General features: G+C 56.9%; 15 protein-coding genes and 1 pseudogene. 8 read left to right on the top strand and 8 right to left on the bottom strand.

The annotated features are described in order from the left end of the window. Positions 1 to 11: 11 nt before the first annotated feature. Positions 12 to 1,280 carry an ABC transporter substrate-binding protein gene (locus FN806_RS08645; protein WP_142636126.1) on the bottom strand — a complete coding sequence of 423 codons (1,269 nt, stop codon included), beginning with the start codon at positions 1,278 to 1,280 and terminating at the stop codon, positions 12 to 14. Positions 1,281 to 1,502: 222 nt separating this feature from the next. Here FN806_RS08645 and FN806_RS08640 point away from each other — a divergent pair, with 222 nt between their 5' ends. The 7 genes and pseudogenes from FN806_RS08640 (at position 1,503) to FN806_RS08615 (ending at position 7,386) form a co-directional block, all read left to right on the top strand. Next, on the top strand, positions 1,503 to 2,534 hold the full coding sequence (locus tag FN806_RS08640) for a LacI family DNA-binding transcriptional regulator (RefSeq protein WP_142636124.1): 1,032 nt from the start codon (positions 1,503 to 1,505) through the stop codon (positions 2,532 to 2,534). A gap of 2 nt (positions 2,535 to 2,536) precedes the next feature. Beyond that, positions 2,537 to 3,841: pseudogene (locus FN806_RS20660) on the top strand (GH1 family beta-glucosidase); the annotation flags it as partial. A gap of 39 nt (positions 3,842 to 3,880) precedes the next feature. Continuing rightward, a complete protein-coding gene (locus FN806_RS20655) occupies positions 3,881 to 4,861 on the top strand; it encodes a glucokinase (protein WP_246097222.1) in 981 nt (326 codons plus the stop codon). Between the two features lie 36 nt (positions 4,862 to 4,897). Beyond that, complete coding sequence (locus FN806_RS08630) at positions 4,898 to 5,824, top strand: carbohydrate kinase family protein (RefSeq protein WP_142636120.1); 927 nt, start codon at positions 4,898 to 4,900, stop codon at positions 5,822 to 5,824. Between the two features lie 16 nt (positions 5,825 to 5,840). Then, positions 5,841 to 6,506: a D-lyxose/D-mannose family sugar isomerase gene (locus FN806_RS08625; RefSeq protein ID WP_142636119.1), complete on the top strand. Its 666-nt coding sequence runs from the start codon at positions 5,841 to 5,843 to the stop codon at positions 6,504 to 6,506. Between the two features lie 127 nt (positions 6,507 to 6,633). After that, the gene (locus FN806_RS08620; RefSeq protein ID WP_142636117.1) at positions 6,634 to 6,903 is read left to right on the top strand and encodes a hypothetical protein; all 270 of its coding nucleotides are present in this window, start codon (positions 6,634 to 6,636) and stop codon (positions 6,901 to 6,903) included. Positions 6,904 to 6,912: 9 nt separating this feature from the next. Next, positions 6,913 to 7,386 carry a hypothetical protein gene (locus FN806_RS08615; RefSeq protein ID WP_142636115.1) on the top strand — a complete coding sequence of 158 codons (474 nt, stop codon included), beginning with the start codon at positions 6,913 to 6,915 and terminating at the stop codon, positions 7,384 to 7,386. A 3-nt stretch (positions 7,387 to 7,389) separates the two neighbouring features. Here the strand turns inward: FN806_RS08615 and FN806_RS08610 are convergent, their stop codons facing one another. From FN806_RS08610 to FN806_RS08590, 5 genes are all read right to left on the bottom strand, one after another. Further along, complete coding sequence (locus FN806_RS08610) at positions 7,390 to 8,562, bottom strand: acetate/propionate family kinase (RefSeq protein ID WP_142636113.1); 1,173 nt, start codon at positions 8,560 to 8,562, stop codon at positions 7,390 to 7,392. Next, on the bottom strand, positions 8,555 to 9,949 hold the full coding sequence (locus FN806_RS08605) for a bifunctional enoyl-CoA hydratase/phosphate acetyltransferase (RefSeq protein WP_142636111.1): 1,395 nt from the start codon (positions 9,947 to 9,949) through the stop codon (positions 8,555 to 8,557). Before FN806_RS08605 ends, FN806_RS08610 begins: the two co-directional genes overlap by 8 nt. Positions 9,950 to 10,469: 520 nt before the next feature. Beyond that, the gene (locus tag FN806_RS08600) at positions 10,470 to 11,546 is read right to left on the bottom strand and encodes a helix-turn-helix domain-containing protein (protein ID WP_142636109.1); all 1,077 of its coding nucleotides are present in this window, start codon (positions 11,544 to 11,546) and stop codon (positions 10,470 to 10,472) included. A 54-nt stretch (positions 11,547 to 11,600) separates the two neighbouring features. Beyond that, complete coding sequence (locus tag FN806_RS08595) at positions 11,601 to 12,341, bottom strand: hypothetical protein (RefSeq protein ID WP_142636107.1); 741 nt, start codon at positions 12,339 to 12,341, stop codon at positions 11,601 to 11,603. After that, positions 12,338 to 12,934: an RNA polymerase sigma factor gene (locus tag FN806_RS08590; RefSeq protein ID WP_246097204.1), complete on the bottom strand. Its 597-nt coding sequence runs from the start codon at positions 12,932 to 12,934 to the stop codon at positions 12,338 to 12,340. The genes FN806_RS08595 and FN806_RS08590 overlap by 4 nt, the downstream gene beginning before the upstream one ends. Positions 12,935 to 13,129: 195 nt before the next feature. Between FN806_RS08590 and FN806_RS08585 the strand changes: the two genes are divergently transcribed. After that, the gene (locus FN806_RS08585) at positions 13,130 to 13,315 is read left to right on the top strand and encodes a hypothetical protein (protein WP_142636105.1); all 186 of its coding nucleotides are present in this window, start codon (positions 13,130 to 13,132) and stop codon (positions 13,313 to 13,315) included. 151 nt (positions 13,316 to 13,466) lie between these two features. Here the strand turns inward: FN806_RS08585 and FN806_RS08580 are convergent, their stop codons facing one another. Both FN806_RS08580 and FN806_RS08575 read right to left on the bottom strand, forming a co-directional pair. Continuing rightward, the gene (locus FN806_RS08580; RefSeq protein WP_142636104.1) at positions 13,467 to 14,981 is read right to left on the bottom strand and encodes a M81 family metallopeptidase; all 1,515 of its coding nucleotides are present in this window, start codon (positions 14,979 to 14,981) and stop codon (positions 13,467 to 13,469) included. Continuing rightward, positions 14,978 to 16,624, bottom strand: coding sequence for an amidohydrolase (locus FN806_RS08575; RefSeq protein WP_142636101.1), 1,647 nt, complete (start codon positions 16,622 to 16,624; stop codon positions 14,978 to 14,980). The genes FN806_RS08580 and FN806_RS08575 overlap by 4 nt, the downstream gene beginning before the upstream one ends. Positions 16,625 to 16,631: the final 7 nt, after the last annotated feature.

The raw sequence follows: 16,631 nt of genomic DNA, 5'->3' as shown, positions 1-16,631 counted from the left end.
TCTCAGACGCTTTAGTCCAGCGCGTCCCACGAGGATTGGATTTCGTCGGCGACGTCCTGGGCAGGTGTTCCGCCCGTATAGTCGACCATACCAGTCCAGAAGGTGCCTGCACCCACGCCGCCCGGCATCAGGTCAGAACCGTCAAACCGGAACGTCGTTGCACCAAGAAGAATGTCGTTCATCTTCTTCAGCGTTGGGTCTGAGAAGACCGAGGTATCGACGCCTTTGTGCGGCGTCAGGAACCCGGTCAGAGCCATCCAGGCTTCATGCGCCTCGGGTGTCTCCAGGTATTTCATCAGCGCATGCGCGCCCGGGCTGTCATTGGTGATTGCCCAAACTGTTCCGGCCCCAAGGACCGGGCTGCCGAGATCCTTACCTTCATAGGCCGGGAAATAGAAGAAATCGGCATCCTCGCCCACAACCGTGCCTTCAGGGAAGAAGGCCGGAATGAACGAAGCCTGACGGTGCATGTAGCATTGCGGAGGCGAGCTGAACATGCCCTTCGGGCTGTCACGGAAGTCAGTCGTTGCAACCGCGCCGGCTCCGCCGGCCACGTAATCATCGTTGCGCGCAAACGCTCCGAATTCTTCAATCGCGGCGACAACCTTAGGATCGTTAAATTTCAATTTGTTGGCGACCCAGGCGTCATAATCTTCGGGCGGCAACGTGCGCAGCATCATGTCTTCAACCCAGTCAGTCGCTGGCCAACCTGTCGCTCCGCCGGAACCCAGCCCGATGCACCATGGCGTTTCGCCATCAGCAACGATTTGATCGGACAGCGCCTTGAGCTCTTCCATCGTAGTCGGAATCTCATAACCGGCATCTTCGAAGTTTTCCGGCACGAACCAAACCAGCGACTTCACGTCGACCTTGTAGAAGAAGCCATATAGGTGATCCTGCCCGTCCGGACCTTGGTAGGTTCCCAGATCCACCCAGGACTGACCAGCCGCATAGTTGTCGCGAATCCAATCCGCGGTTCCTTCACTCAGGGGAGTCAGGAAACCTGCCTTGGCCATATCTGACGCCAGACCGGGCTGAGGGAACACTGCTACGTTGGGAGCCGATCCGGCTTCGGCATCAATTCTGATTTGCTGCTCAAAGCTGTCCGAGCCGACATAGCTGTACTCATGCCCGGTCGCCGCCGCGAACCCATCCAGAACCTTTTCGACATTCTCTTGGTCCGGCCCCAGCCACGGGCCGAATACGGTAACCTTGTCGGCCTGTGCGACGCCCCCGATCAGGGTAAATGCGGCGACGCCAGCATAAAGCGAGTGTTTCATGAATTTCTCCTCCCAACGATATCTCGGCCTTTGGTCTTAAATATCCAAAGCGCTTTGGCTGGAGTGAGTTTATGCGCTAACAGCCTCCACCTGTCAACGATTGCTTTGCGAAGGACCATAAATATAAATATCAAACGAGATGTTCGTGAAATCTGTTGACCACCAGAGAAAATGCCCGCAAAAACAGGAATACGCAGTAATTTGTAGGCGCTTTGAACAAATATGAACCTTAAGCAGCTCTCTGAAATCCTTGGTTTGTCCCAAACAACCGTCAGCCGTGCGCTGAACGGATACCCCGAGGTCAGCGAAGCCACGCGCACAAGGGTTCAGGCCGCCGCAACAAAACACGGGTACCGCCCGAACAGCCGGGCCAAGGGTCTGGCGACAGGTCGATCACACGTGATCGGGCACGTGATTCCCAGCTCATCCCAGCATGAAATGGTGAACCCAATCTTTGGCGATTTTGTCGCCGGGGCTGCTCGTAGATATGCTGAACACGGCTATGACATGATGTTCACCAGCGCCGACGACACATCTATTGAACGCGCCTATCGCGACCTGTTTCAGCGTGGTGCCGTGGACGGTGTCGTTCTGCAGGGCCCCAAGGTGAACGAGCAGCGGATTGAAGTCCTCAATCGCATGGGCGCGCCCTTCATTGTGCACGGACGATCCACTGGAATTGACGCGCCCTATGACTGGGTTGATGTGAACAACAAAAGCTCGTTCATGCGCGCCACCCAGTTTCTGATTGACCTGGGGCATCGACGGATCGCCCTTATCAACGGACTTGAAGATATGGATTTCGCCCAACGCCGCCGGGCCGGTTACCTGCAGGCCCTGAATCAAGCCGGTCTGTCACCGGACCCTGAATTGATGCGCAGCGCCGAGATGACAGAGGTATATGGCCACCACGAAGCGCGCGATATGGCTCAACTTAAGAATCCTCCGACCGCCATCCTGGTTTCGTCAATGATTTCGGCCATCGGAGTTCGGCGGGCATTGAACGAAGCAGGGCTGCAGATGGGCCGCGATGTTTCGGTGATCGCCCATGATGACGACCTGTCCTATCTGAAAAACGGGCAGGATGTACCGATCTTCACCGCCACGCGATCCTCGGTTCGGTTGGCCGGTGAAATAGCTGCCGAAATGCTGATCGAACGAATAAATGCGCCCGAAGACCCGGCCAAAACTAGATTGCTGGAGGCTGAGCTGGTAGTTGGCGGCTCGACCGGCCCCGCCCCCAACAGGTTCTGAATATGAAATACAACCGCACTGATTTCCCCAAAGATTTCCTCTTTGGCGTCGCAACCTCGGCCTATCAGATCGAAGGCCACGCACAGGGAGGGGCCGGGCAAACCCATTGGGATACCTTTGCCAGGACCCCCGGCAATGTTGTGCGAAATGAAAACGGGGATCTGGCCTGTGACCACCTGAACCGGTTCCCGCAGGATCTGGATCTGGTGCGCGATGGCGGCTTTGATTGCTACCGGTTTTCAACCAGCTGGGCGCGGGTTCTGCCCGAAGGCCGTGGTCAGGTGAATGAGGCCGGGCTGGATTACTATGATCGGCTGGCCGATGCGCTGCTGGAACGCGGTATCCGCCCCTGCGCCACGCTTTACCATTGGGAACTACCTTCGTTTCTGGCCGATCTGGGCGGCTGGCGCAATCGAGATATCGCCGGGTGGTTCGCCGATTTCACCGAGGTCATCATGGGCCGCATCGGCGATCGGATGTACAGCGTCGCCCCCATAAATGAGCCGTGGTGCGTCAGCTGGCTGAGCCATTTCGAAGGCCATCACGCCCCGGGTCTGCGCGACATCCGTGCAACCGCCCGCGCGATGCACCACGTCCTTCTGGCCCATGGCAGCGCCATCGACGCGATGCGGGGCCTTGGCATGTCCAACCTGGGCGCGGTTTTCAACCTGGAATGGGCCGAACCCGCAGATGACAGCCCCGAAGCGCGCCGCGCGGCTGATCTGTATGACGGCATCTACAACCGGTTCTTTCTGGGCGGCGTTTTCAACAAGGCCTATCCAGACAACGTTCGGGAGGGGTTAGAGCCCTACCTGCCCGCTGGCTGGCAGGATGATTTCGACATCATCGGTACGCCGGTCGATTGGTGTGGTCTGAACTACTATACCCGCAAGTTGATTGCGCCTTCGGAGACCACCTGGCCCAGTCTGCAGGAAATCGCCGGCCCGCTGCCCAAAACTCAGATGGGGTGGGAGATCGAACCCGCCGCCCTGACCCGGTTTCTGACCCGCACCAAGCAGGATTACACCGGGGACCTGCCGATTCTGGTGACGGAAAATGGCATGGCCAGCCCCGAACGGCAGCAGGATAGCGACCGGATCGACTATCTGAACCAACATCTATCGGCGGTACAGGACGCCTTGGCACAGGGCGTGCCGATCAAGGGTTACTTCATCTGGTCCCTGCTGGACAACTACGAATGGGCGCTGGGATATGAGAAGCGGTTCGGCCTTGTGGACGTGGACTTTCAGACGATGGAACGGACACCCAAGGCATCCTACACCGCAGTACAAAAGGCCCTGACGGGAGGCACCGTGTCCTTGCCGCTGGCGCAACCGGCTGGGGCCATGCACGACCATTGGAACCTCGTGGCCGATATCGGCGGCACCAATACGCGGCTTGGCGTTATCACCAATGGTGAGCTGACAGATCTGCACAAATACCCCACCGGCAAGCTGCCCGAATTGCTCGAAGCCTTTCACAGCCTGCGCGACGAGATCGGAACCGACCCACGGGCCGTGGTTGCCGCCGGGGCAGGACCTGTCCGCAACGGTACAATCAGGCTGACCAACGCCCAACTTGATCTGTCAGAGGATGATATCGCTCAGGCAACGGGCGCCCGACATACCTTTGTGATCAACGACTTCACTGCCGCTGCGTGGTCTGTTGCCGAAATTTCCCATGACAATGTTGAAGTCTTGCAAGGGGCCAAGCATCCGCCGACCGGCACTCGTCTGGTCGTCGGGCCTGGAACCGGGCTAGGTGTCGGATCGCTGCTATATTCGAATGGCCGCTATCACACGGTGTCCGGCGAAGGCGGCCATATCGGCCTCTCGCCCCGAAGTCAGGACGAGGTCGAAATATTCAACGCCGCGCGGCTGGTGGCCCCCGAGTGTTTTTTTGACGACACCCTGACACTTGAGGCGGAAATGTTTCTCAGCGGTACGGGTTTGCCGATCCTCTATCAGGCCATCGAACTGGCAGGGGGTCGGGCAAAGGCCGAGCCCCGAACCGCGCGCGATATCCTTCAGGATGCACGCGACGGAACCGATGCCCATGCCGTCAAGGCCGCGCATATGTTCACCACACATCTAGGCGCGGTCATGGGCGATCTGGCGATCGTCATGATGCCTGCCGGTGGCGTGTTCCTTGTGGGCGGCGTGGCCGAAAAGAACCGCTGGCTGTTCAAGGACGCCTTCCGAGACGCCTTTAATGCCGGAGGCCGGTTCAGCGAGTTGCGCCGATCCATGAACCTGTATGTCTCGGAACAGGATGAATTTGGCATTGTTGGCGCTAACAATTTCTGTAAAAATGCGCTAAGGCGGTAGTCTGACCGCACGTTTCAGAAACAGAAAGGTCCCGGCATGATCCTATGCTGTGGTGAAGCCCTGATCGATATGATCGAGACGCCCACGATCTCGGGCGAACTGGGGTTTGTGCCCCATTCTGGCGGTGCGATTTTCAACACGGCTATTGCCCTGGGTCGATTGGATACGCCGGTGGGTCTGCTGACCGGGCTTTCCTCTGACATGTTCGGGCAACAGCTTATGGCCGCCCTCAAGGCCAGCCATGTTGACTCCGACCGGGTAATCCACTCGGACCGCCCGACTACATTGGCATTTGTACAGCTCAAGGATGGGCAGGCAGCCTACAGTTTCGTCGATGAAAACTCGGCCGGACGGATGTTGACGCCAGAGGATATGCCAACCCATCTGCCCTCGGTCTCGGCGCTGTATCTGGGCGGGATCAGTCTGGCATGCGAGCCTTGCGCAGATGCCTATGCGGCGGTGCTTGACCGCTTTGGATCAGAGCGCGCCGTCATGTTGGACCCAAACATTCGCCCGGATTTCATCCGGGATCAGACCCGGTATCGCACCCGGCTGAACCGCATGATTGCGCAAGCGGATATCGTCAAGGTCTCGGACGAAGATCTGAACTGGATCATTCCGGGCCCAGAAAGCCTTGCTGAGAAAGTTCCGCTGTTGCTGCAGGCAGGACCTTCGGTGGTGATCGTCACCCGGGGCAGCGAAGGCGCGATCGGGTATCTTGCAGACGGGTCCGACGTTTCTGTTCCCGTAAAAAAGGTCGAGGTCGTCGACACCGTTGGCGCCGGTGACACTTTCAACGCAGGCGTCTTGTCCGCCCTAGATCAATCAGGCCACTTAACAAAATCCGAATTGCGCACATTGCCAGCAAACGCCCTGCGCGTAGCCCTTTCGAAAGGGGCGGAAGTCGCCGCTGTAACTGTCGCGCGCGCCGGGGCAAACCCGCCCTGGGCCCATGAACTCTGACCCAACGAAGAAGCCGATGAAACGTTCCGAAATCAACGAAATCAAATCCGAGGCCGAGGCCTTTATCCGTTCCTTTGGCGCGGTGCTGCCGCCCTTTGCGGATTGGTCGCCCGAGAAAATGCGCAGCGAACAGGCCGCCGGTATCCGTGAACGCGGGCTTGGGTGGGACATAACCGACTATGGCCAGGGTCGGTTTGACGAACTTGGCCTGTTCCTGTTCACCCTACGCAATGGCGATGTCAGCGATCTGAACAAGGGGCAAGGCATGCTCTATGCCGAGAAACTGCTGGTGTCGCGGGACAAGCAGCTTTCGCCGATGCACCGGCACATCGTCAAAGCCGAGGATATCATCAACCGGGGCGGTGGCGATCTGGTGATGGAAATCTACGCCTCAGACCCTCAGGGCGGCATTGACCGCGATACCCCTGTGACCGTGCCTAGCGACAACTGCCCTGTGACGCTTCAACCTGGCGAACTGCTGCGGCTAAAGCCCGGTCAAAGCGTGACCTTGATGCCGGGTATCTGGCACGCGTTCTGGGCGGAAAAAGGCGATTGTTTGATTGGCGAAGTGTCTACCGTCAATGACGACCGAACCGACAACGTCTTCGAACAGCCGATCCCTCGCTTTGCGACAATCGAGGAAGACACAATCCCGGATTTCCTGCTGGTTGCGGATTATTGACATTGGCGCATAGGCGCGCTGGCACCGGCTTTGAACCCGATAAGCCCCTTTTACTAAATCGGAAAATCAGTCTACCATGGGCGATACTGGCAAGCTGATAGTGGTCCGCCGGGAAGGAGCCTGAGCAATGGTGACAAAAGCCGAGCTTGAAGCAGAGATCGCAGAGTTGCGACGGCAACTTGCCGAGCAGTCACCGGCAAAAAACGCTTCGCCAGATAAAGGGGCTGACGCCCCGCCGCACGAAACCATCGCCGACCGGCTTACAGATAACCTCGAATCCTGGTCCACACAGCTTGACGATATACTTGAGGAATTCGAAGATCTGCCGCACAGAAAATCAATTCTGTTTGCCGCCGGTATTTTTGCCCTAGGCTACATGCTTGGCCGGTCACGCTAGGAGACGCCCATGAGCCGCATATCCCGCAATGTCTCAGTCATTTTGCGCGCTGAACGCTTGATCGCACGCGCACAGCTTGCGATCTCCGTGAAACGGGCCGGGTTTTACATAGCCGCCGGAGTGGCGGTGGGCCTGGCGATCATCATGCTGAATCTCGCCGGATTTTTCTGGCTTTCCGCGATCCTGTCGAAACCCGTTGCTGCGATACTTGTGGCGGGGACCAATCTGGTACTTGCTTTGATTCTGGTTCTGCTCGCCAATTCGATAAACCAACACGGCGATACCTCAGCCGCAGTCGAACTTCGGGATATGGCGCTGCAAGACATTGAATCTGAAATCAGGGATTCCCTGGCCGAGGTCCAAAACACCGTAGCCGGAATTCGCCGCGACCCGGTTGGCGTACTGGCGCCCGAAGCCATCACGACCTTGCTGAGCATGCTGCTGAAATACGCCCGGCGCCGGAAAGAAACGCCGAACGAATAAGACCTATTCCAGAAAATTCACCGCAGCCCGCGCGATCACCATCTCCTCATTTGTGGGGATCGTCAGAATCCGGACACGACTGAAATCCGTGGACAGGACTGTTCCACCATCGGCATTCCTGGCGTGATCCATTTCGATCCCGATCCATCGCATTCCATCACAAACCATCTGCCGGATCTGGGCCGCATTCTCACCAACGCCACCGGTGAAGACAAGCGCATCAATCCCTTCAAGTGCGGCCGACAGGGCACCAAGCTCTCGCCGGATACGGAAGACGTAATAGTCGATTGCCTTTCGGGCTTCGGGCGTATCAGCGGCCAGCAACGTGCGCATATCCGATGATATCCCCGACAGGCCCAGCAGGCCGGATTTTCTGTACAACATTTCGGCAATCTCTTCTGCGGTCATTCCGTCCTGCTGCAGCATATACAGCACGACACCTGGATCCAGCTGACCGCAGCGCGTGCCCATCGGCAACCCGTCAAGCGCCGAGAACCCCATGGTCGAGGCCACAGCGCGCCCACCTGAAACCGCGCACATGGATGCCCCGTTTCCAAGATGGGCGATAACCACACGGCCATCATACAGACCCGGTGCCGTTTCTTTCAGCTTGTTCGAAATGTAGTCATAGCTCAGCCCGTGGAACCCATAGCGGCGAACGCCTTTGTCATAGTAGCTTTTCGGCAAGGCAAAGGTGTCGTTTACCCACGGATGGGTGCGATGAAACGCCGTGTCAAAACAGGCAACCTGAGTTGTTCCGGGGAAGGCAGCGCTGGCTGCGCGAATACCCGCAAGACTGTAGGGCTGATGCAGAGGAGCAAAGGGAATAAACCCTTCTAAAATGTTGATGACGGTGTCATCCACGCGCACAGGCTCGGAATAGACTGTTCCTCCATGCACTACGCGATGACCTATCGCGCACACATGAATGTCAGGAAGATATTCCCGCGCCATTTCAAGAAATGCGTGGATTGCTTCATCATGGCTTTTGGTGCTCGACAGGGGACGATCTACTGATCTGCCGCCTGCCGACTGGGCCAATAGGCGTGGTGCATCACCTAAACGTTCTATTTGTCCGCGCCACCGCATGCTGGGACGGTTGTCATCAACCAGTTCGTACAGCGCGAATTTCAGTGATGAGGACCCGGCGTTCAGTGCCAGAACATGGTCAGCCATGGAGTTTGCCTTTACTTGCATATGCATGAAGCGCCGCCACCGCGCAGGACGCCAGACGCGAGTCGTCATCATCCGAACGCGAGGTCAGGATAATCGGTGCAGCAGCCCCGACCACGATCCCTGCCGCCTCGGCATGAGAGATGAATGTCAGCTGTTTCGCCACCATATTGCCTGCTTCTATGTTTGGGGCGACAAGAATGTCCGCAGCACCAGCCACCTCGGACGTAATCCCTTTGGTGCGTGCCGCATTCAGATCGACCGCGTTGTCCATAGCCAAGGGGCCGTCAACCAACCCTCCAGTGATCTGACCCCGCTCGGCCATCTTCGACAGCAAGGCGGCATCAACTGACGACGCCATGCGCGGGTTGATCGTCTCAATGGCTGAAAGCACGCCTACCTTTGGGGTCTCAATCCCGATGGAATGTGCCAGATGGATCGCATTCTGAACAATATCAGCCTTGGTTTCGAGGTCAGGGGCAATATTCACGGCCGCGTCAGTGACCATGATCGGACGCGACATCCCTGGAACATCCATAACGAATATATGTGACAGCCTTCGCCCGGTTCTCAACCCGTTTTCGCGGCGCAGAACCGCGCGCAACAGGTCATCGGTGTGCAAATGCCCCTTCATCAGTGTTTGCGCCCTGCCCTCAACCACCAGGTCAACCGCGCGATGGGCGGCGGCTTGGTGGCCATAGGCCTCGATAATTTCAAATCCGGACAGATCGGCACCCAGTGCCTCGGCTGCGGCAGCGATTTTGCCGGGATCACCCACAAAGATCGGCGTGATAATGCTGTTGCTATACCCCAGCAAAGCACCCCCCAATGAGTTTGGCTCTTCAGGTGCAACAACAGCAGTTGGCATCGGGTCAAGGGGTCTGGCTTTCGCCAGCAACGCTTCGAAATGGCGGTGGCGTTGTACGATAAGTCCCGGCACCTCTATCGAATCGAATTCCATATGCTTTGCGGGCGGCGTGACTCGGACATCTCCGCTCAGGACCAGGGTGCTGTCGCCAACACGCCGAACCTCGGCGGTACAGATAACATCACCATCGTCGGATTTTTCTGTAACCCGAACAACTGCTGTCAACTCATCTCCGGCCAGAACGATCGCGTGAAACCGTAGATTGGCCGCGCGGGTCTGGGTTCCCGCGCCCGGCAAAATATTCCCCAAGACGGCCGCCACCAGACCGGCGGGCCAAAGCGCAGGGGCCACTGCCTCAGGGTGGCCGTCGCCGTCACCGTCATAGGCCGCCAGATGCAGAGGATTGTGATCCCCCGATGCCGAGGCGAAGGCGTAAAGATCGTCAACCGTGCACAATCGTGTCAGCTGGGCTTCGTCTCCGACTTCGAGCTGTGAAAAGGTTCGGTTTTCCTGGATCTTCATTTGGTCAGGCCTTTTTTCAGACGGTGCATCGGCATGCCTCGGAATTGGCGGCGGGTCGGAGCGGGGCATTCTCGGTCACTATTCGACCTGCGCCAAATCCTCCAGATCGGATGACGGATCCATACCTTCGCCAATAACACGTTAACCTACCTCTAGCCGATCCTCTGCTGACGGCAATAGGCCGGATAATGTTTCAACAGCCCAATTTAAAATGATGGTTTGTTCGACAACAGCACTGCCCGGACCCTTCGAAGGAGTACTGCTCCTGAGGTGGCTTGCCATCCACACCGTCAACCAAGAATAGTTTTCACAAATTGCGAGTTAAACTTTTGATTTAAGAACCACTTTTGACATATATACGACCCGGCCAAACACTTTGCCGCCCTCAGACCTGTTCCCACTAGCCAGTAATGCGGGGGCAAAAATGGGACGGGCATTCACATCTGCACAGGCAAAAACCTGCGGAAGCTAGTATTCAATGCGGCAGACCGGGCATTTTGGTCTGATGGCCCTGTTTGGACTACAGCGCCGCTGTCCAAACTCTGTAACGTCCCTGCCCTGTCACCTCGCGGATCAAGCCCCTCCGGCTGAAACGGTCAATGTTGCGCTGAACCGCAGCGCGTGAGGCTTTAGTCAGCTCTTCCGCCAATGGGGCCGAAACCATTGGCCAGGCCGTAAACACATCGATCAGTCTTGGTGGCGTGCGCCCGCTCAACTCTGCAGTGGTCTCTCTGGCGCGCTGCTCCCAGGCGCTGACCCGGTCCAGGTGCAGCAAGGCGGACAATACCGCCTGCCCTGTTCCCCTGATCCAGGCAGCAAGCTTTTCTGATGGTTCACCAACACCTCTCAACGCACCCGGACCCGACAGAACCAAGGGCATGAACACAGCCCCGCCCCGCCCCATCTTGGCCGCATGACGGGCGGCAATGATTGCAGCCTCGGTATCCTGTCCGATGCCTTGAGACAGGGCCCGCCAGGCATGAAAACCGATGGCGGCCTGCGTCACCGGGTGCAGCCCCTCGGAATTGCGCATGACTTCGGCAAGATCGGCGATGGCTTCGGGGACTTCGTCAATCCCCTGAGCAATACGATCTAAAAAGGCTGTCAGGCCGGTCTCCCACCCGCCATCCGATGGCGCGGCGCCGGATGTTAGCCGCCGTACGGCCCAACCCGCGCGGTACAGGGCCTGCACATCATCCCCGGTTGCACCAATGCGAAGCCCGGTCCAAAGCGCCAGCCGATCAACGCTGATCCGGTCTCCGGTCCACCATCCCAAATCGGATACATCCATCAGCGCCAGCCGGTGTGTCCACCCATCCGGACCGGCGCGCAAACGTTCGTCCAAGGCGCCAAAACTAACTGCCAGGTCGGCCAGTTCCAACGACAGATCTGCCTGCGCCGCACGCCAGTCCCTGGGATCAAACAAAAGACTGCGGTCGACCCTTGGACCGGGCGGCAGGAAATCCTCGACGGCCTCTTCGTCAGGTGGCAGGAACCACAGATCATCCTCATCAGCGTCGTCATCATCATAGATACTGCGCGGGCCGAGGGGGTCCTCGTCCTCATCCGGATCGGGAATGACGGGTGTGGTGGTCATGTCCGCTATATTTCTGGTATTTCCGCAGGTTCACAAGGCGTTTTTGACGCGACCTCAGCTTGCAAAGGTTGCGGTCAGAATTTCCAGCTTACTTTCCAGGTCAGTCTGATCGCTGTCACCAATCAACATATAGCCATAACCGTCTTTGGACCAGGTGGCCGTCGCCAACCCGCTGAGCACTGCCTCTTTCAAATCCTTGCTTGGCGCGCCTGCACCCTGACGGATGACACAGAAGGCAAAAGGCTGGCCCTGTTCATTCGCAAAGACCACTTGAACCAACGGTTTGCCCCTGAAGGACAACACCTGCGCACGCTTCAATTCCATCCCCGGCAACGCCTCAAGAGTGTCACGTCTCAAGGACAGACCCAGCTGTGCCTCGGCCTGATCAAACTGAGTTGTCAACGCCTGTTCCGAGCTGTCCATCCCCGCGATCGTGTCCGCCGCATATAGTGATTGATAGATCGCCGCCTGCTCAGCCCACCCCATGGGCTGAGGCCTGGTTACCAAATATGTGGCCGACACAGAAATCACCGCGACAGATGCAGCTACTGCCAACAGGCGCAGAGGACCGCCACTGGTTTGTATCTCGGCATTTGGGTCAGGCAAAACCATCCGGGGCATCTCGGCCGGGACATGTTCAAACACCGCTTGTACCACCGGTGCGAATGGATCAAGCCCCATCAGGCGCGCCTCAAGCTCGGGTTCGGCCGCAACCGCAGCTTCTATCGCCTGGGCCTCGGCTTCATTCGCTTTGCCTTCCAGATACGCTTTGAGAACTTCATCGGAAAACTTCATTTGCGACTCCGTCGAACGGCATCTGCCGCCTCATGCTGCATCACGACTTTCAGTTTTTGTCGCGCATTGGACAGCCTGCTCATGATCGTTCCTATTGGCACCTCCAGCAATGCTGCGGCCTCGCGGTAGCTATAGCCTTCGACATAGACCAGCATCACCGTTTCTCGCTGTGCTTCTGGCAACTGCATCACTTGGGTAAACACTTCGGCGGCGAATATATTCGTTTCCGAGTCCGGTCCGGATGCAATCAGCTCTGACTCTGGGGTCAACGACAGTGCCTGCGCTTTTCGGACCGAGCGGGCACGCAGCTCATTCAACCAGATTGAACGGCAGATCGTCATCAGCCAACTGTCCAACCGCTCAAATGACGTCACCTGGTGGTGGCGTTCAAGTGCACGCAGGCAAGTGGCCTGCAACAGATCATCGGCCACATCGGAAGCACCCGACAGGGCAAGCCCAAACCGCCAGACGCGCCTCGAATGCGTCTGGATCGCGCCGCGCACGGCCTGCTCGGAACTCAATTCACCGACCATAGTTTGCTTCACGACCTCTATCATTTTCACGAACCAGGTTCGCTGGGTCAGGCCTGACATACCCTGCGCGGGAAAGAAATGGAACTTATGTTGAAAAGGAAAGTACCATGCGGTCTTTGAAATTTCCCGTGATCTGATCGGAAATCCGCAGGCTCTGATCGAAACATCCTCACTAGGAACGGAGTCTACATCCAGACAGCCGGATCAAAGAGATGGGTTTAGGTCGCGAAGATACACGTACATAACAAGTTCGACATGCAGGCTTCGGTCGATTTGATGCTTGCGATCAAGGACACGATGAAACCCCTCGTCGATCAGGGCATGTCCATGGATGAAGTCCTGGCGCAAAATCCGTTATCCGTCTTTGAGAAGTTCGCCTGGTTTCACATTCCAACCGAGCGGATGACGATGATTATCTATTGTCTGCTGGCAGAGAGCTGAAATTCTCTTGGCCGAAATCACCTCCTAGAATTTGGCCGTCGAGAATAAGGGCACAATGCGAGGCAGTTAACTGCCTCGCTCAAAACCCCACACAGCCCGCAAAAGGCGCGCTTCACAGATGATAATGGACCCGCAAGATCAGCGGAATTCGCTAGCCTGTGCCAGTTGAGGCAACGGTAGCGCAGCGAGTGTTAACCAGCCTTCTGGAGATACAAGTGTAGGGGATTTCTTCCAGGTTGCAGAGAAAGGCACCTGGCGAAGAAACGGAACAGATATCTCCTGCAATAGGTTCGAAGTCCGCTCGGAAATGTACGGTGCTTTTTACACAGATAACCGCGTAGTTCGTTGGGTCTAATCCGATATGAGTAAAATGCGCGCGATCAAGACATTGGTTCCGTATACTTGTGACAACAAGGTCAATACTTGCCTCGTGCCCAACCAAACGTAGGGCAGCTGTCTCGCCCAGCGTAGCTACCCCACCGCCATACATTTTTCCGGTATAGCGACAAAGGCCATCACCCAAAGCCAGAACTTCAAACTCTGCTTTGACTGGAACGTGCCCAGCCAAGTTGGACTTTGCACCGACCGCAAGTTTTATCCGTGCACCTTCTCCGGCCTCATGGGCCTGTTTTGCACTTTCAGGGTCATGGAACAGACCCATTAAGACACTCTTTGTCCCGCCCTCAATCAGTGCTGCCAGCAAGCCTGTAGTATCTGATGTCCCGCCCGCACCAGCGTTGTCCTGGACATCTGCGACAACAATGGGTTTTCCCCGCCTCTCGCGACATATCGAAACGGTTTCCTCCAGAGACAACATCGAACAATCAAGATCGGCTTCGCGAGATACAAACAAATGCACGACTTCTTCCGCGGCAGCAGCAGCTTTCTGGGCTGTGGCCGCGTAGGCAAGGCATGATGGGCCTGTGTCTGAGAAGTCCGCAGCGGTGAAGCCGAGGGCGATTTCTGCCAGAATTTCCTGCTGCTCAAATCTTTCGGGCAACTGATAGATCTCGCTGAATGGCTTGGAGCCCGTATGTTGCGCATGCAGAGGGATGAGGTAAGGCACCGGTTGGAAAGCCTTGTAGAGCGTTTCGCCGGCTAGCAACCGCTGCAGGACAGGAACGCATCGTGCACCCGTTTCCGCCATATCCAAGTGGGGATAGGTTCTAAAAACAGACAAATAGTCTGCATTGTCGACCATCTCAGCCGAGATGTTGGCGTGAAGGTCCAAACTTGCGACCACTGGCACTTCGAAGCCCACAACTTCACGTACACGACGCAGAAGCTCTCCCTCACCGTCAGCGAGGCTTTCGGTGACCATTGCCCCATGGAGATCGAGATAAACGCCATCAATGTCACCCACATCCCGGATTCGATCCAACAACATCTCGCAAATTGTTTCGAATGCGTGATCGGTTACATGTGCAGACGGCTCGGCAGAACACCACAGGGTTGGTGCGATTTCAAATCCTGCTGCCGCTGCAGCCTTCGCAAAACCGGCGATAGGTAGGTTCATGCCAAACGTTTCCGATATCACCTGCGCACCGTGCAACATGCTGGGCCAGGAATCGGCCATCTCAAACTCGTGCAGACCGGCCTGCGTCACACCAAAGCAATTAGTTTCATGCTGAAAACCCGCGATCGCAATACGCTTGGTCGCCATCATGTGTGCTCGATTTCTTGTTCGGCATGGGGTGCAGCAAAAACACTTTGGCCATTGCGGATCGTTTCAAGCACCCGCGTATCTGTCAGGCGGTCCGGATCGTGCAGTGGATTACGCGAAAGGACAACAAAGTCAGCAACTTTGCCCGGTTCGACAGAACCGCGCTGCTCGTCCTTGAAGACTTGCCAAGCAGCGTCGATGGTCTGAGCGCGCAAGGCTGACAGAACGCTGATCTTCTGATCTTCACCGAGCACGCGGCCAGAAACGGATTTTCGATTTACCGCACAGTGGGCCAGATGAATCGGACGCGTCGGGGTGACCGAGGCATCATTATGGATTGTATATCGCAAGCCAAACCGTTCAGCAGACGCCGCAGGGGATATCCGCTCGGAGCGCTGCGGCCCCAAGAACGTATCGTAGTGGCGATCACCCCAAAAATGTATATGAGCCGGAAAAAAGCTGACGGTAAGTCCAAGCTGGACCATACGCTCCAACTGATCATCCCGCAGAGCCTGACCGTGGATAATGGTGTGGCGATGATCTGGGCGGGGATGCGCAATAAGCGCCTTTTCCACCGCATCTATGAACATCTCGGCACCGGCATCACCATTGCAGTGGCAATGCATTTGCAAGCCCTTGCTATGGAGTTTTCTGACGTCGGCATCTAGCTGTTCTTGTGAGGTGTAAACCATCCCACAAGGGTGACAGGGATCGGATGGCTTGAAATACGGGGTAGACAAAAACGCGGTCTGCAACTGAAAAGCCCCGTCCGTGAACAATTTGCGCGGACCCAGTGTGAAATGCGGGTTGCCGGGCCAGTTCGTACCTATCCAATGCTCGGACAATTCGGGTTCCAGACTTCCGACGGGTAAGAGCTCAATGTCTATTCCCGGATCCAGATCCGCGGGCTGGCTGGCAAAGTGTTCCAACATGGTTTGCGACGCCCAGGCGTTTTGGGCATAGGTCACACCATAGGATAGGTATTCGTCACGACAGGCCTCAAAGCCTTGCCAGAACCTTTCGCGGTCGATCAGGAAATCAGTATCGCCCATCTCGCCCATGGCCGATAATCCTTCGATCAATCCCGTCAGGGCTCCGGTTTCAGGATCACGGCCAAAGCGGCCGCCTTCTGGATCAGGTGTTTGACAGGTTAACCCGCGCCTCTGAAGGGCAACAGAATTGGCCACGCCACAGTGCCCCGACGCATGAATAACCCAGATTGGATGACGCTGTGATACATCGTCCAGCTCAGCCCGCGTAGGCATGCGGCCTTCGCGAATGGCAGTATTATCAAACAACACGCCCATGACCCACTCACCCTCGGGCGTCTCGCCAGCCTTTTCCCGAATCCTGTTCAACGCCTGCGCCATGTGCTTGCAGTCCCCTAAAGGGGGCGACGATAAGTCGACACGGAACAGCCGTATGAACCCTGGATCCGGGAAATGCCCGTGCGGGTCGATAAACGCCGGCATCAGTGTACGACCTTGTAGGTTATACTCATGTGAGTCAGCCGGCATGCGTGCGCGCAGATCTGCTTCAGCACCGACGGCCTGAATTCTTTTGCCCTCGGTCAGAACAGCCTCTGGAGAGGAGTTCTGTGCATCCATAGTCAGGATTGTGCCGTTAAAATATAGTGTGCTTGGCATTGGGTTT

The sequence above is a fragment of the Ruegeria faecimaris genome (assembly GCF_900182615.1).
GTDB lineage: Bacteria > Pseudomonadota > Alphaproteobacteria > Rhodobacterales > Rhodobacteraceae > Ruegeria > Ruegeria faecimaris.
The sequence above is the reverse complement of the archived record's forward strand: the minus strand, read 5'-3'. Positions and strand labels throughout refer to the sequence as shown.

Bases quoted from the DNA above. Each gene is read 5' to 3' on its own strand.
- FN806_RS08645 (WP_142636126.1), bottom strand. From the start codon at position 1,280: ATGAAACACTCGCTTTATGCTGGCGTCGCCGCATTTACCCTGATCGGG.
- FN806_RS08640 (WP_142636124.1), top strand. From the start codon at position 1,503: ATGAACCTTAAGCAGCTCTCTGAAATCCTTGGTTTGTCCCAAACAACC.
- FN806_RS20655 (WP_246097222.1), top strand. From the start codon at position 3,881: ATGCACGACCATTGGAACCTCGTGGCCGATATCGGCGGCACCAATACG.
- FN806_RS08630 (WP_142636120.1), top strand. From the start codon at position 4,898: ATGATCCTATGCTGTGGTGAAGCCCTGATCGATATGATCGAGACGCCC.
- FN806_RS08625 (WP_142636119.1), top strand. From the start codon at position 5,841: ATGAAACGTTCCGAAATCAACGAAATCAAATCCGAGGCCGAGGCCTTT.
- FN806_RS08620 (WP_142636117.1), top strand. From the start codon at position 6,634: ATGGTGACAAAAGCCGAGCTTGAAGCAGAGATCGCAGAGTTGCGACGG.
- FN806_RS08615 (WP_142636115.1), top strand. From the start codon at position 6,913: ATGAGCCGCATATCCCGCAATGTCTCAGTCATTTTGCGCGCTGAACGC.
- FN806_RS08610 (WP_142636113.1), bottom strand. From the start codon at position 8,562: ATGGCTGACCATGTTCTGGCACTGAACGCCGGGTCCTCATCACTGAAA.
- FN806_RS08605 (WP_142636111.1), bottom strand. From the start codon at position 9,949: ATGAAGATCCAGGAAAACCGAACCTTTTCACAGCTCGAAGTCGGAGAC.
- FN806_RS08600 (WP_142636109.1), bottom strand. From the start codon at position 11,546: ATGACCACCACACCCGTCATTCCCGATCCGGATGAGGACGAGGACCCC.
- FN806_RS08595 (WP_142636107.1), bottom strand. From the start codon at position 12,341: ATGAAGTTTTCCGATGAAGTTCTCAAAGCGTATCTGGAAGGCAAAGCG.
- FN806_RS08590 (WP_246097204.1), bottom strand. From the start codon at position 12,934: ATGTCAGGCCTGACCCAGCGAACCTGGTTCGTGAAAATGATAGAGGTC.
- FN806_RS08585 (WP_142636105.1), top strand. From the start codon at position 13,130: ATGCAGGCTTCGGTCGATTTGATGCTTGCGATCAAGGACACGATGAAA.
- FN806_RS08580 (WP_142636104.1), bottom strand. From the start codon at position 14,981: ATGATGGCGACCAAGCGTATTGCGATCGCGGGTTTTCAGCATGAAACT.
- FN806_RS08575 (WP_142636101.1), bottom strand. From the start codon at position 16,624: ATGCCAAGCACACTATATTTTAACGGCACAATCCTGACTATGGATGCA.